This window comes from Microbacterium sp. SORGH_AS_0969 (assembly GCF_030818255.1).
GTDB lineage: Bacteria > Actinomycetota > Actinomycetes > Actinomycetales > Microbacteriaceae > Microbacterium.
In genome coordinates this window covers 3,409,432-3,421,830 of the sequence record NZ_JAUTAG010000001.1, presented here as the reverse complement: position 1 = coordinate 3,421,830, position 12,399 = coordinate 3,409,432, and the positions used below count along the sequence as shown (strand labels likewise).

At 69.4% G+C, this 12,399-nt stretch carries 14 protein-coding genes; 3 read left to right on the top strand and 11 right to left on the bottom strand.

All coding sequences use genetic code 11. The features are described from left to right. Nucleotides 1-3 precede the first annotated feature (3 nt). Genes ruvB through pdxS form a run of 6 tightly spaced genes read right to left on the bottom strand, consistent with a single transcriptional unit; the run spans nt 4 to nt 4,584 of the window. Entirely contained in the window at nt 4-1,047 is a 1,044-nt protein-coding gene (gene ruvB, locus QE388_RS16070; RefSeq protein WP_307386409.1) for a Holliday junction branch migration DNA helicase RuvB, read from the bottom strand. Continuing rightward, nucleotides 1,040-1,660 (bottom strand): Holliday junction branch migration protein RuvA, encoded by a 621-nt coding sequence (gene ruvA, locus QE388_RS16065; protein ID WP_307386407.1) that lies wholly within the window; start codon nt 1,658-1,660, stop codon nt 1,040-1,042. The genes ruvB and ruvA overlap by 8 nt, the downstream gene beginning before the upstream one ends. Nucleotides 1,661-1,669: 9 nt before the next feature. Next, on the bottom strand, nt 1,670-2,272 hold the full coding sequence (ruvC, locus tag QE388_RS16060; protein ID WP_275798397.1) for a crossover junction endodeoxyribonuclease RuvC: 603 nt from the start codon (nt 2,270-2,272) through the stop codon (nt 1,670-1,672). A 48-nt stretch (nt 2,273-2,320) separates the two neighbouring features. Then, entirely contained in the window at nt 2,321-3,079 is a 759-nt protein-coding gene (locus tag QE388_RS16055) for a YebC/PmpR family DNA-binding transcriptional regulator (RefSeq protein ID WP_058595691.1), read from the bottom strand. A gap of 10 nt (nt 3,080-3,089) precedes the next feature. Beyond that, on the bottom strand, nt 3,090-3,710 hold the full coding sequence (pdxT, locus tag QE388_RS16050; RefSeq protein ID WP_307386403.1) for a pyridoxal 5'-phosphate synthase glutaminase subunit PdxT: 621 nt from the start codon (nt 3,708-3,710) through the stop codon (nt 3,090-3,092). After that, nucleotides 3,700-4,584 (bottom strand): pyridoxal 5'-phosphate synthase lyase subunit PdxS, encoded by an 885-nt coding sequence (gene pdxS / locus QE388_RS16045; protein WP_307386401.1) that lies wholly within the window; start codon nt 4,582-4,584, stop codon nt 3,700-3,702. The genes pdxT and pdxS overlap by 11 nt, the downstream gene beginning before the upstream one ends. 118 nt (nt 4,585-4,702) lie before the next feature. On the opposite strand from pdxS, the gene QE388_RS16040 reads away from it, so the two are divergent. Both QE388_RS16040 and pdxY read left to right on the top strand, forming a co-directional pair. After that, nucleotides 4,703-6,043 (top strand): aminotransferase class I/II-fold pyridoxal phosphate-dependent enzyme, encoded by a 1,341-nt coding sequence (locus QE388_RS16040; RefSeq protein ID WP_307386399.1) that lies wholly within the window; start codon nt 4,703-4,705, stop codon nt 6,041-6,043. Continuing rightward, nucleotides 6,040-6,894 carry a pyridoxal kinase PdxY gene (pdxY, locus tag QE388_RS16035; protein WP_275801229.1) on the top strand — a complete coding sequence of 285 codons (855 nt, stop codon included), beginning with the start codon at nt 6,040-6,042 and terminating at the stop codon, nt 6,892-6,894. Before QE388_RS16040 ends, pdxY begins: the two co-directional genes overlap by 4 nt. A gap of 198 nt (nt 6,895-7,092) precedes the next feature. Here the strand turns inward: pdxY and QE388_RS16030 are convergent, their stop codons facing one another. Beyond that, the gene (locus QE388_RS16030) at nt 7,093-7,617 is read right to left on the bottom strand and encodes an HIT domain-containing protein (RefSeq protein ID WP_275801236.1); all 525 of its coding nucleotides are present in this window, start codon (nt 7,615-7,617) and stop codon (nt 7,093-7,095) included. 110 nt (nt 7,618-7,727) lie between these two features. Continuing rightward, nucleotides 7,728-9,713: a threonine--tRNA ligase gene (thrS, locus tag QE388_RS16025; protein WP_307386396.1), complete on the bottom strand. Its 1,986-nt coding sequence runs from the start codon at nt 9,711-9,713 to the stop codon at nt 7,728-7,730. 82 nt (nt 9,714-9,795) lie between these two features. On the opposite strand from thrS, the gene QE388_RS16020 reads away from it, so the two are divergent. Further along, nucleotides 9,796-10,947, top strand: a complete 1,152-nt coding sequence (locus QE388_RS16020) for an SLC13 family permease (protein ID WP_307386394.1) — start codon at nt 9,796-9,798, stop codon at nt 10,945-10,947. A 3-nt stretch (nt 10,948-10,950) separates the two neighbouring features. Here the strand turns inward: QE388_RS16020 and QE388_RS16015 are convergent, their stop codons facing one another. From QE388_RS16015 to QE388_RS16005, 3 genes are all read right to left on the bottom strand, one after another. Further along, nucleotides 10,951-11,343, bottom strand: a complete 393-nt coding sequence (locus tag QE388_RS16015) for a TIGR03618 family F420-dependent PPOX class oxidoreductase (RefSeq protein WP_307386392.1) — start codon at nt 11,341-11,343, stop codon at nt 10,951-10,953. Between the two features lie 39 nt (nt 11,344-11,382). Continuing rightward, complete coding sequence (locus QE388_RS16010) at nt 11,383-11,766, bottom strand: ATP-dependent DNA ligase (protein WP_307386391.1); 384 nt, start codon at nt 11,764-11,766, stop codon at nt 11,383-11,385. Nucleotides 11,767-11,960: 194 nt separating this feature from the next. Then, nucleotides 11,961-12,374 (bottom strand): PPOX class F420-dependent oxidoreductase, encoded by a 414-nt coding sequence (locus QE388_RS16005; protein WP_307386389.1) that lies wholly within the window; start codon nt 12,372-12,374, stop codon nt 11,961-11,963. Nucleotides 12,375-12,399: the final 25 nt, after the last annotated feature.

The following is a 12,399-nucleotide window of genomic DNA, read 5'->3' as shown; positions in this document are numbered from 1 at the left end:
TCATCACCCCTGGCTGAACCGGAGCAGGCCGTCGGGGTGGGGAGCGCCGAGGTGGTCGTAGGCCTCGGGGGTGGCGACGCGACCGCGCGGCGTGCGACCCATGAAACCGATCCGAACGAGGTAGGGCTCCACCACCGATTCGATGGTCTCGGGCTCTTCGCCCACCGCGACGGCGAGGGTGCTGAGGCCGACGGGACCGCCGCGGAAGCGACGGACGAGCGCATCGAGAACAGCGCGGTCGAGGCGGTCGAGACCGATGGCATCCACGTCGTAGAGATCGAGAGCGGCGCCGACGGTGCGCACGTCGGCATCTCCGTCGTCCGTGCCGGCCGAGGGCCCGTGGACGACGAGATAGTCGCGCACGCGCCGCAGCAGGCGGTTCGCGATGCGCGGCGTCCCTCGCGAGCGTCGGGCGATCTCGGATCGCGCCGTGCCGGGGAGCCCGACGTCGAGCATGGATGCCGATCGCGAGACGACCTGCTCCAGCTCCTCGGGCTCGTAGTACTCGAGGTGCGCCGTGAAGCCGAAGCGGTCGCGCAGCGGATTGGGCAGGAGTCCCGCGCGAGTCGTCGCCCCGACGAGGGTGAACGGCGAGAGATCGAGGGGGATGCTCGTGGCCCCGGCCCCCTTGCCGACCATGATGTCGATGCGGAAGTCCTCCATCGCGAGGTAGAGCATCTCTTCAGCCGACCGCGCCATGCGGTGGATCTCGTCGATGAACAGCACCTCGCCCGGGGTGAGCGATGAGAGCAACGCGGCGAGATCCCCCGCGTGCTGGATCGCCGGACCGCTCGAGAGGCGAAGGGGTCGACCGCTCTCGTGCGCGACGATCATCGCCAGCGTGGTCTTCCCGAGCCCCGGCGGGCCCGAGAGCAGGATGTGGTCGGGCGAGCGTTGCTGGATGCGCGCCGCGTCGAGCAACAGCTGGAGCTGCCCGCGCACCTTCTGCTGCCCGACGAACTCGGCGAGTGAGGTCGGGCGCAGCGCCCCCTCGATCGCGAGCTCTGTCTCGTCGTCGGGGGTTCCGGCATCGCGGACGTCAGCCACCCACGGTCTCCTTGCGCGCGGGTCCGAGGAGCGCGAGCGTGAGGCGCAGGAGCGCCTGCACCGACGAGCGGTCGCTCTCGGAGGCGCCCTCGGCGACGGATGCCACGGCCTCGGCGGCCGTGCGCTCGGTCCAGCCGAGACCCACGAGGGCCTGAGTGACCTGCAGGGGCACCTGCCCGTGCGCGGCGACGGCTGCGGGGGCGGCCGCGGGGACGACGGCGAGCTTGCCGGCGAGCTGGACCACGATCAGCTTCGCGGTCTTCGGCCCGATGCCCGAGACGCGTCGGAAGGGCGCATCGTCGTCGTCGGCGACCGCCTGAGCGATTTGCGGAACCGTCAGCGACGACAGCACGCCGAGGGCGGACTTCGGGCCGACGCCGGTGACGCTGATCAGCTGCGTGAAGACCGTAAGCTCTTCGCGGCTCTCGAAGCCGTACAGCGAGAGGGCGTCTTCGCGCACGATCAGGTTCGTGTGCACATGGACGTCGTCTCCGACATGCACGGTGCGCGCGAACTGCGAGGTGACGGACACCGAGAAGCCCACGCCGCCGACCACGATGACGAGGGAGTCGTCGGCGACGTGGGCCGCCGTGCCGTGGAGCGAAGAGATCATGCCTTCAGCTTACGCATCGCTTCGTACATGTGTTCGAGCGACACGAGGCTGTGGAGAACGCCGCTTCTCGGCATCCCGCCATGCTCGCTGGGCCGGCGTGAGCGTCGTCTCCCCCGTCGCGGCGACCGGTCCCCCGCGCCACGCATGGCAGAGAGCGATTGCGAGGGCGTCCGCCGCGTCCGCGGGTTGCGGCAGCGCGTCGAGCCGGAGGACGCGCGCGACCATCGTCTGCACCTGCAGCTTGTCGGCCGAGCCGTAGCCGGTGATCGCCGCCTTCACCTCGCTCGGCGTGTGGGTGGCGGCCGGGATGCCGTGCTCCGCTGCGAGCAGGAGGGCGATACCGCTGGCCTGGGCGGTGCCCATCACCGAGTGGCGGTTGTTCTGCGCGAAGACGCGCTCGACGGCGACCACGTGCGGGTCGTGCGCGGAGAGGATCTCGCGGATGCCGGCGGCGATCGTCGCGAGACGCTTTTCGATCGGATCCGTCGTCGACGACCTCACGACCCCGACGTGCACGAGTGAGGCCGTCCGGTTCGGCGACACGTCCACGACGCCGATCCCGCAGCGGGTCAGGCCGGGATCGATACCGAGGACGCGGAGGGAACGAGACACGGCCCCCACGCTAAGCGCAGGGGCCGTGCTCGAGGTCAGGGCGCGCCCTTACTCGTCGTTCTCGAGTTCGGCCTGCACCTCGGGGGTGAGGTCGAAGTTCGTGTAGACGTTCTGCACGTCGTCGCTGTCTTCGAGCGCGTCGATCAGGCGGAACACCTTGCGGGCGGTGTCGGCGTCGACCTCGATCTTCAGCGACGGGACGAACTCGACGTCGGCCGAGTCGTACTCGATGCCGGCTTCCTGCAGAGCGGAACGCACCGTCACGAGGTCGCTCGCCTCGGTGATGATGCCGAAGCCGTCACCGTGCGGCTCGATCTCCTCGGCACCGGCCTCGAGGGTCGCGAGCATGACGTCGTCTTCGGTCGTGCCCTCGCTCGGCACGACGATGACGCCCTTGCGGCTGAAGTTGTACGCGACGCTGCCCGGGTCGGCCAGCGTGCCGCCGTTGCGGCTGAGCGCCGTGCGCACCTCGGCTGCCGCGCGGTTCTTGTTGTCGGTCAGACACTCGATGAGGAACGCGACGCCGTTGGGGCCGTAGCCCTCGTACATGATCGAGGTGTACTCGACGGCCTCGCCGCCGATTCCCGCACCGCGCTTGATCGCGCGGTCGATGTTGTCTTTGGGGACCGAGGTCTTCTTGGCCTTCAGGACGGCGTCGAAGAGGGTCGGGTTGCCCTGCAGGTCGGCGCCGCCGAGCTTGGCCGCGACCTCGATGTTCTTGATGAGCTTGGCCCACGACTTGGCGCGGCGGGCATCGACGACCGCCTTCTTGTGCTTGGTCGTGGCCCATTTGGAGTGTCCGGACATAGGTTCCAGTCTAGAACGCGGGTGCGGCCGCGCCGCGTCGCCCGCGGACGTGCTTGAGGAAGCGCTCGTGGAAGCGCGTCTCGCCGGTGGATTCGGGATGGAACGCCGTGCCCAGCAGTCGCCCCTGCTCGACCGCCACGACCCGTCCATCGGGAAGGGATGCCAGGGGCTCGGCATCCGGACCCCACTCGACGACCGCGGGGGCCCGGATGAACACGGCATGAACCGGCGGGTCGCCCAGGGCGGGCACCGCGAGGTCGGTCTCGAACGACTGCGTCTGGGAGCCGAAGGCGTTGCGCTGTACCCGGACGTCCAGGCCGCCGAACGTCTGCTGGCCCGTGATCGCACCGTCGATGCGGTCGGCGAGCAGGATGAGTCCGGCGCACGTGCCGTACATCGGCATCCCGTCCTCGATCGCCGCGCGGATCGGGTCGAAGAGGCCGAAGGCGCGCGCGAGCTTGTCGATCACGCTCGACTCGCCGCCGGGGAGGACGAGGCCCTCCACGGCGGCGAGCTCCTCGGGTCGACGCACGGGTCGCGCGTCGGCACCGAGGGTCGTCAGCACGGCGAGGTGCTCGCGCACATCGCCCTGCAGGGCGAGGACGCCGACGCGGGGGCTGTTACCAGCCACGCTCGGCCAGGCGGTGCGGAGCGGGGAGGTCGGCGACGTTGATGCCGACCATCGCCTCGCCGAGTCCGCGCGAGGCCTCGGCCACGATCTTGGGGTCGTCGTGGAAGGTGGTCGCCTTGACGATCGCGGCGGCGCGCTCGGCGGGATTGCCCGACTTGAAGATGCCCGAGCCCACGAACACGCCGTCGGCGCCGAGCTGCATCATCATGGCCGCGTCGGCGGGGGTGGCCACTCCCCCGGCGGTGAACAGGACGACGGGCAGCTTCCCGGTCTCGGCGATCTCGGCGACGAGCTCGTACGGGGCCCGCAGCTCCTTGGCTGCGACGTACAGCTCGTCCTTCGTCTTGGCGCGGAGCGCGTTGATCTCGCCCGTGATCGTGCGGATGTGCTTGGTCGCCTCGGAGACGTCGCCGGTGCCGGCCTCGCCCTTCGACCGGATCATGGCGGCGCCCTCGGTGATGCGGCGCAGCGCCTCGCCGAGGCCCGTCGCTCCGCAGACGAACGGCACGGTGAAGTTCCACTTGTCGATGTGGTTCACGTAGTCGGCGGGCGAGAGCACCTCGGACTCGTCGATGTAGTCGACACCGAGTTCCTGCAGGATCTGCGCCTCGACGAAGTGGCCGATGCGGGCCTTCGCCATGACCGGGATCGACACCGACGCGATGATGTCGTCGATCAGGTCGGGGTCGCTCATGCGTGCCACACCGCCCTGCGCGCGGATGTCGGCGGGCACGCGCTCGAGCGCCATGACCGCGACGGCGCCGGCGTCTTCGGCGATGCGGGCCTGCTCGGCGGTGACGACGTCCATGATGACGCCGCCCTTGAGCATCTCGGCGAGGCCGCGCTTGACGCGTGAGGTTCCGGTGTCGGTCATATCCACTCCGTTCCGCGCTCGGGGCGCGATGTGCGGCGCGTCGAGTCGCGCTTCTTTTGGCTTAGGCCAAAACGTAGCATGTCTCAGGCCATAGGGTGGTTCATGACCGAGGGGGCACATGACCATCGACATCACCGGCCGGTCGGCATCCGAGATCGCCACGGATCTGCGTGAGCGCATCGAACGCGGAGAACTCGCGCCGGGAACGCTCCTGCCGTCTGTCCGGACCGTCGCGGCCGACCTCGGCGTCAACCGCAACACCGTCGTCGCGGCTTATCGGCAGCTCTCGCAGGCGGGCCTCGTCGAAGCGCGCGGGCGCGGGGGCACGCGCGTAGCCGACCGCACGACCGTCGCACAGGAGGGTTACGCGCCGGACACGGTGCTGCGCGACGTCGGGACAGGCAACCCCGACCCGGCGCTCATCCCCGATCCCACGAACGCCCTCGTCCGCTCGACCCGCCCCGTGCTGTACGGCGAGCCTGTCATCGACCCGGGGCTCGAGGCCTGGGCGCGTGACTGGATGGCGGACCAGCTCCCCCATGACGATCTGCGCATCACGGTCACCAGCGGCGCGAGCGATGCGATCGAGCGGCTCCTCGCGCAGGCGCTGCAGCGAGACGATGCGGTGGCGCTCGAAGACCCGTGCTTCCTCTCCGCGCTGCACACGGTGCGGACGGGAGGATATCGCGCGATCCCGGTGGAGGTGGATGCCGACGGTATGACCGTCGAGGGACTCCGCGCCGCGCTCGACGCCGGCGTGAGAGCCGTGATCGTGACGCCTCGCGCCCACAACCCGACCGGCGCGGGTCTCAGCGCCGAGCGCGCGGCGGCCCTCCGCGACGTGCTGGCCGCGCACCCGTACGTCCTCGTGATCGAGGACGATCATTTTTCGCTCCTCTCCCGCGCCCTGCTCCACTCCGTCATCGGGTCGGGGCAGCGCCGGTGGGCGCGCATCCGCTCGATGTCGAAGTTCCTGGGGCCGGACACGTGCCTCGCGGTGACGGCATCCGATCCCGACACCGCCGACGGACTCGCCGTGCGGCTCACGCCCGGGACGACATGGGTGAGCCACATCCTCCAGCGCATGACGCACGCGCTCGTCACCGACGACGGCGTCCGCGCCGACATCGAGCGCGCCGCAGTCCACTACGCCGACCGCAACGCGGCGTTCGCCGCCGCGCTGACCGAACGTGGACTGCCGGTCGCCCCGGGCGACGGACTCAACCTCTGGGTGCCCCTCCCCGTTCCCGCGGCCACGGTGCGCGACGACCTCATGCGCCGAGGCTGGCTCGTTCGTGAGGGGGATCCGTTCTTCCTCTCCTCCGGTCCGTCCGGGTCGTTCCTGCGGCTGACGGTGCACGACCTCGACGACACCGCGGCCCGGACACTGGCCGATGACATCGCCGCCGCTGCGGGAACGCGTCGACCGCCCGCTCGAGGTGGAAGGATCGAGGCATGAAGGTTCTCTCGATCCAGTCCGCCGTCGCGTACGGGCATGTCGGCAACTCCGCCGCGGTGTTCCCCCTCCAGCGCATCGGCGTCGAGGTTCTCCCCGTCTACACGGTCAACTTCTCGAACCACACCGGGTACGGGGCATGGCGCGGTCCGCTGATCTCCCCCGACGACGTCGCCGCGGTGATCACGGGCATCGAGGAGCGCGGCGTCTTCCCCGAGATCGACGTCGTCCTCTCGGGGTACCAGGGTGGCGAGGGCATCGCCGACGTGATCATCGACACCGTCGCGCGGGTGAAGAAGGCGAATCCGGATGCCGTCTACGCCTGCGACCCGGTCATGGGCAACGCCAAGTCGGGATGCTTCGTGGCCCCCGCGATCCCCGAGCTCCTGCGTGAGCGCGTCGTCCCCGTCGCGGACATCCTCACCCCGAACCAGTTCGAGCTCGGTTTCCTCACCGGCACCGAACCGGGGAGCATCGACTCGACCCTCGCCTCGGCTGATGCGCTGCGCGCTCGCGGGCCGCGAACGATCCTCGTGACGAGCGTCGAGCGTCCGGACCGCGAGGCCGACACGATCGAGATGATGGTCGTCGACGACAACGGCGCCTGGATCGTGCAGACGCCGCTCATCCCGATGAAGGCCAACGGGTCCGGCGACGTGACCGCAGCGCTGTTCACGGCGCACTACCGTCGCAGCGGCGGCGACGCGGCCGACGCGCTGGCCCGCACGGCATCCAGCGTCTTCGATCTGCTGACGAACACGTACGAGTCGGGTTCGCGCGAACTGCGTCTCATCGAGTCGCAGGAGGCCTACGCCCACCCGCGCCTGCAGTTCTCGGTCCGCCAGGTGCGCTGAGGTTCCGCGTTGGCCGCCGGGATTCGTTTGCCGAAGATCGTCGGTGCTGCGCGACGCTCGTGACCATCCGAGGCAAACAGGCGGGCGGGCGTCGTTTCGTTTGACGCAGATGGACGAGGTGAGCGCCGGTAAGCGCGCATCAGCGGCAAACGACGTCAGCAGGTGCCCGCGGGCGTGTGCGGCAGTGCCAGGGTGCGCTCAGTCGGCCCAGGCGTCCGCGACCGTGCGGCGCACGTCGCCGAGGAGCTGCGGCAGGGCCTTCGTCTTGGCGATGATCGGGAAGAAGTTCGCGTCCGAGGCCCACCGGGGCACGATGTGCTGGTGCAGGTGCGCGTCGACACCGGCCCCCGCGATCGCGCCCTGGTTCATGCCGAGGTTGAAGCCGTCGCACCGCGACACCGCGCGCAGAACGCGCATCCCGCGCTGAGTCAGCGCGCCGATCTCGGCCACCTCTTCGTCGGTCGCCTGGTCGTACGTGGCGATGTGACGGTACGGGCACACCAGCAGGTGACCCGAGTTGTACGGGAAGAGGTTGAGCAGTACGTAGGCGGTCTTCCCGCGCGCGACGATCAGGCCGTCCTCGTCGGACTTGCCGGGCGCCGCGCAGAAGGGGCAGTTCTGCTCCATCGGCTCGCGACCAGCCGAGATGTACGCCATGCGGTGCGGGGTCCACAGTCGCTGGAACTCGTCCGGCACTCCCGGAAGCGTCGCGGCGTCGACCAGCTCGGCGTCGGTGGTCGCGGGTCCGGATGCGGTGACGGCAGGCTGCTCCCTGGCGGGCGTGGCGCCGGACGAGGGCGACGAGCCCGCCGCCACGGCATCCGGATCGCTCGTCACGCGAGATCCTCCGCGGTGTTCACGAGCGTGCGAGCCGCGATGGCGCCGGTGATGCGCGCGACGGTCTCGTCGACCGGGATGCCATTGAGCTGCGTCCCATCACGGAACCGGAACGAGACCGTGCCGTTCGAGCGGTCCTGCTCGCCGGCGATCAGCATGAGCGGCACCTTCTGCGTGGTGTGCGTGCGGATCTTCTTCTGCATGCGGTCGTCGCTGTGATCGGCCTCGGCGCGCACGCCCTTGGTCTTCAGATCCGCGACGATGCTCTGCAGGTAGTCGCCGTACTCGGCGGCCACCGGAACGGCCACGACCTGCACGGGTGCGAGCCACACGGGGAATGCGCCGGCGTAGTGCTCGAGCAGGATCGCGAAGAAGCGCTCGACCGAGCCGAAGAGGGCGCGGTGGATCATGACGGGACGGTGCTTCTCGCCGTCGGGACCGGTGTACTCGAGCTCGAATCGTTCGGGCTGGTTGAAGTCGAGCTGGATCGTCGACATCTGCCAGGTGCGGCCGATGGCGTCGCGCGCCTGCACCGAGATCTTCGGGCCGTAGAACGCCGCCCCGCCCGGGTCGGGCACGAGCTCGAGGCCCGACGCCTCGGCGACTTCGCGCAACGTCTCGGTGGCCTCGACCCAGAGGGAGTCGTCGCCGATGAACTTCGGGTTGCCCTCCTCCTTGGTCGACAGCTCGAGGTAGAAGTCGTTCAGGCCGTAGTCGCGCAAGGTCTGCAGCACGAAGTCGAGGCTGTGGGTGAGCTCGCCCTTCACCTGTTCGGCGGTCACGTAGATGTGCGTGTCGTCCTGGGTCATGCCGCGCACACGGGTGAGGCCCGACAGCGTGCCGCTCTTCTCGTAGCGGTACACCGACCCGAACTCGCTCAGGCGCAGGGGCAGCTCGCGGTAGCTGCGTCCGCGCGAGCGGAAGATCAGGTTGTGGAAGGGGCAGTTCATGGGCTTCAGGTAGTACTCCTGGCCCTCGCGCGACACGTGCCCGTCAGCATCCACCACCTCGTCGAGCACCATCGGCGGGTACATGCCGTCGGCGTACCACTGCAGGTGCCCGCTCGTCATGAACAGGTCGCCCTTGGTGATGTGCGGGGTGTTGACGACCTCGTACCCGCTGGCGAGCAGGCGCTCGCGCATGTAGCGTTCGATCTCGTAGCGGATGATGCCGCCTTTGGGGTGGAACACCGAGAGTCCCGGACCGATCTCGTCGGGGAACGAGAAGAGGTCGAGCTCCTTGCCGAGCTTGCGGTGGTCGCGCTTCGCGGCCTCCTCGAGGCGGTGCTGATACGCACGCAGCTCGTCCTTCGTGGGCCACGCGGTGCCGTAGATGCGCTGCAGCTGCGGGTTCTTCTCGCTGCCGCGCCAGTAGGCGCCGGCGATGCGGGTGAGGTCCCACCCGTTGCCGATGAGGCGCGTGCCGGGCACATGGGGTCCGCGGCAGAGGTCTTTCCACGCGGTCTCGCCGTCGCGGGTGACGTTGTCGTAGATCGTCAGCTCGCCGGCGCCGACCTCGACGTTCGCGCCCTCCGCGGCCTCGGCGGAGCCGCCCTTGAGTCCGATGAGCTCGAGCTTGAACGGCTCGTCGACGAGCTCCGCACGGGCCTCGTCGTCGGTGACCACGCGGCGGACGAACCGCTGGTTCTCGCGGACGATCCGCTCCATCTCCTTCTTGATGACCTTGAGGTCTTCCGGGGTGAAGGGCTCGTCGACCTGGAAGTCGTAGTAGAAGCCATCGGTGACGGGCGGGCCGATCCCCAGGTTCGCCTGCGGCTTGACGCGCTGCACCGCCTGCGCGAGCACGTGCGCCGTCGAGTGCCGCAGGATCGACAGACCGTCGGCGCTGTCGATCGTGACGGGCTCCACCTCGTCGTCGGCCGTGACGGTCGTGGCGAGGTCTTTCAGCTCGCCGTTGACGCGCAGGGCGACAACCGATCGGTCGGGGAAGAGGGCGAAGCCATCGGCGGGAAAATCAGTCACAGCACATCTCCTGAAAGGGTCTGTTCCAGGCTACCGGGCGGGCGTGACCTCGATGGCACCCGGCGTGCCTCATAGTGGAGCGGTGACTTTGGCCATCATCGGCGGCGTGCTCTGGATCCTCGGGATCATCGCGCTGCTCACCGGCGTCTTCCCCGCGGATGACGCCCTCGCCGTGGCCGACCGCGTCTGGCCGATCCTGCTGTTCGTCGTCGCCGTCACGATCGTGGCGGAGCTGGCATCCAAAGCCGGACTCTTCGACGTCGTGGCCGCCCGCCTGGCCCGTGTCGCGCGCGGTCGCACGGTGTGGCTGTGGGTGCTCGTCGTGGCGCTCGCGACGGTCGCCACGGCGTTCCTCTCGCTCGACACGACAGCGGTGCTGCTGACGCCGGTCGTGGTCTCGATGGCCGTGGCGCGCAAGCTCGACCCGCTCCCCTTCGCCTTCGTGACCGTCGTGCTCGCGAACACCGCCTCGCTCGTGCTCCCGGTGTCGAACCTCACCAACCTGTTGGCATCCGAAGCCCTCGGGGGTGGACACGACCCGGTCGCCTTCCTCGCTCTGCTCGGGCCGTCGGCGCTGATCGCGATCGCCGTCTCGGTCTCGGTGCTGACGCTGGTGTTCCTCCGCCGTCTCCCGAAGACCTACCCGGATGCCGCCTCCCCCACTGTCTCCGATCCGATCCTCCTGCGCGTCTCGGCCGTGGTGACGGTCGCCCTGCTTCCGCTGCTGGTGGTCGGCCTGGAACCGTGGATGCCGGCGGTCGGCGCCGCGGTCGTCCTCCTGGCGGCGTTCGCGTGGCGCGCGCCGGCGGGGCTAGGGATTCGTCTCGTACCGTGGTCGCTGCTGGTGTTCGCCGGCGGCCTGTTCCTCGCCGTGGGTGCACTGGAAGCCCTCGGCATTGGTCGAGTCACCTCGGTGCTGGCCGGGACGGGCGACGACCTCGTCTCGCTCTGGCAGGTCGCCGGCGTGGGCGCTCTGGCAGCGAACGGGATCAACAACCTTCCCGCCTACCTTGCGCTCGAATCGGTCGCGGGCTCCCCCGCGCGCCTTGCAGCGCTGCTCATCGGTGTGAATGCGGGGCCGATCGTGACGCCGTGGGCGTCTCTCGCGACCCTCCTCTGGCACGATCGTCTGGTCGCGGCCGGCGTCGAGGTGAAGTGGGGGCGCTTCATCGTGCTCGGCGCGGTGATCGCCCCGCTCATCCTCGTGCTGGGGGTGCTCCCTCTCGCGCTGTGAGGCTCAGTCCTCGTAGGTGCGAGACCACGCCTTACGCGGTTCGATGAACCACACGGCGAGGCCCTCCCGCATTCCGTAGGGGCGTCCCTCGTACAGATACGAGATGCGGTCGACGTACGGCAGAGCCTCGTCACCCTCCAATCGCTCGACGGCCTCCCCGCGGACGAACGCCATCGAGTACGGGTTGTCGGCGCCGGTCACCGAGATCGCCACGCGCGGATCGCGGCGCAGGTTCCGGTCCTTCAGGGCGTCGATCTCGGTGAAGAACATCAGCCGCTCGCCGTCCACGCCCACCCAGAGCGGGGTCGAGTGCGGGGAACCGTCGCGCATGAGTGTCGCGAGGTGCGCGACGGCGGTCGTCTCGAAGAAGGGCTTGGCCTCGGTCCAGTCGCTCATGAGAGCGACAACCCGCGCCGCGGGAGTCGATATTCCCGGTCAGGAGTGCGCATCCGAGGCCATCGGTTCGTTCGGTACCTCGCGGAAGACCATCTCCTCCCGCTGCATGCTCTCTCGCGGTGTGAACTCCTCGGGCTCCGGGATGACGTAGAGTCCACGACCCGAGTTGGCGTTGTACGTCAGAGCGTGCAGCCACGGTGCGCTCAACTGTGGGGTTCGACTCCCGTGGTACTTGAACACCAGCGAGACGTTCGGGTGGATGTACACGGTCGTGCGCCCGCCCCCGGTGCTGATGTCATCCTTCCAGGTGAACGGGAAGCTCTCCCCGCGTCGAACCTTGGCCATGATGACCGCCTGCAGGTGCGCCAGGAGCCGGTCCTCGAACTCCATCTTCGTGTTGCCGTCGTAGATGAACTTGCCCATGCGGAACCTCGTCGCCGGCACCTCGTCGCACCGCGCATCTTCCGGCGAGAAGAAGGGGGACGCGGATGCCGGGGGTGCCAGCCGCTTTCCAGCAACCTTTCGCGACTCGGCGAGAACGGCAAACCCCCTTGCGCGAGACTGCGGTTCGGGTACACCCTGCGGCGTGTGGCGGCCCGCGGCGTCCCGATGGAGCGTCAGTCTCCGCGACTGATGCGGAGGATCACCCGGTCGCCCGGACGTCTCTGGATCTTGCGCACCAGCGCCTCGAATCCGAGGATCGCGCGGTACTGCAGACCGTACTTCCGACGCAGTGCCGAGTCCGCGCGCGGTTCGTCGGTCGCGGGGCCGGCGACTCGTCCCCGCGCCGTGACCGTGATGGCATCCGGTTCCACTGCTCCCATGCGACTGCAGGGGCGGAGCGTGACGCGAGGGTCGTTGCGCAAGCGCTTCACCTTGCCGGTGTTGCGTTCGCTCGTGACGACGAGCTCGTCGCCGTCGCGCGCGATCCAGACGGGGACGGCGACCTCGGCCCCGTTGCGACGGAAGGTTCCGAGCGAGACGAACGGCGACGCGGCGATCTCACGCCAGTGCGTGTCGGGAACGGTCATGCGAACACGCTAGCCGCCGTGGCGG

Coding starts and splice junctions, on each gene's coding strand:
- ruvA (WP_307386407.1), bottom strand. CDS start 1,660: ATGATCTCTTCGCTCCACGGCACGGCGGCCCACGTCGCCGACGACTCC.
- QE388_RS16055 (WP_058595691.1), bottom strand. CDS start 3,079: ATGTCCGGACACTCCAAATGGGCCACGACCAAGCACAAGAAGGCGGTC.
- pdxS (WP_307386401.1), bottom strand. CDS start 4,584: ATGACCGACACCGGAACCTCACGCGTCAAGCGCGGCCTCGCCGAGATG.
- QE388_RS16040 (WP_307386399.1), top strand. CDS start 4,703: ATGACCATCGACATCACCGGCCGGTCGGCATCCGAGATCGCCACGGAT.
- pdxY (WP_275801229.1), top strand. CDS start 6,040: ATGAAGGTTCTCTCGATCCAGTCCGCCGTCGCGTACGGGCATGTCGGC.
- QE388_RS16015 (WP_307386392.1), bottom strand. CDS start 11,343: ATGAGCGACTGGACCGAGGCCAAGCCCTTCTTCGAGACGACCGCCGTC.
- QE388_RS16010 (WP_307386391.1), bottom strand. CDS start 11,766: ATGGGCAAGTTCATCTACGACGGCAACACGAAGATGGAGTTCGAGGAC.
- QE388_RS16005 (WP_307386389.1), bottom strand. CDS start 12,374: ATGACCGTTCCCGACACGCACTGGCGTGAGATCGCCGCGTCGCCGTTC.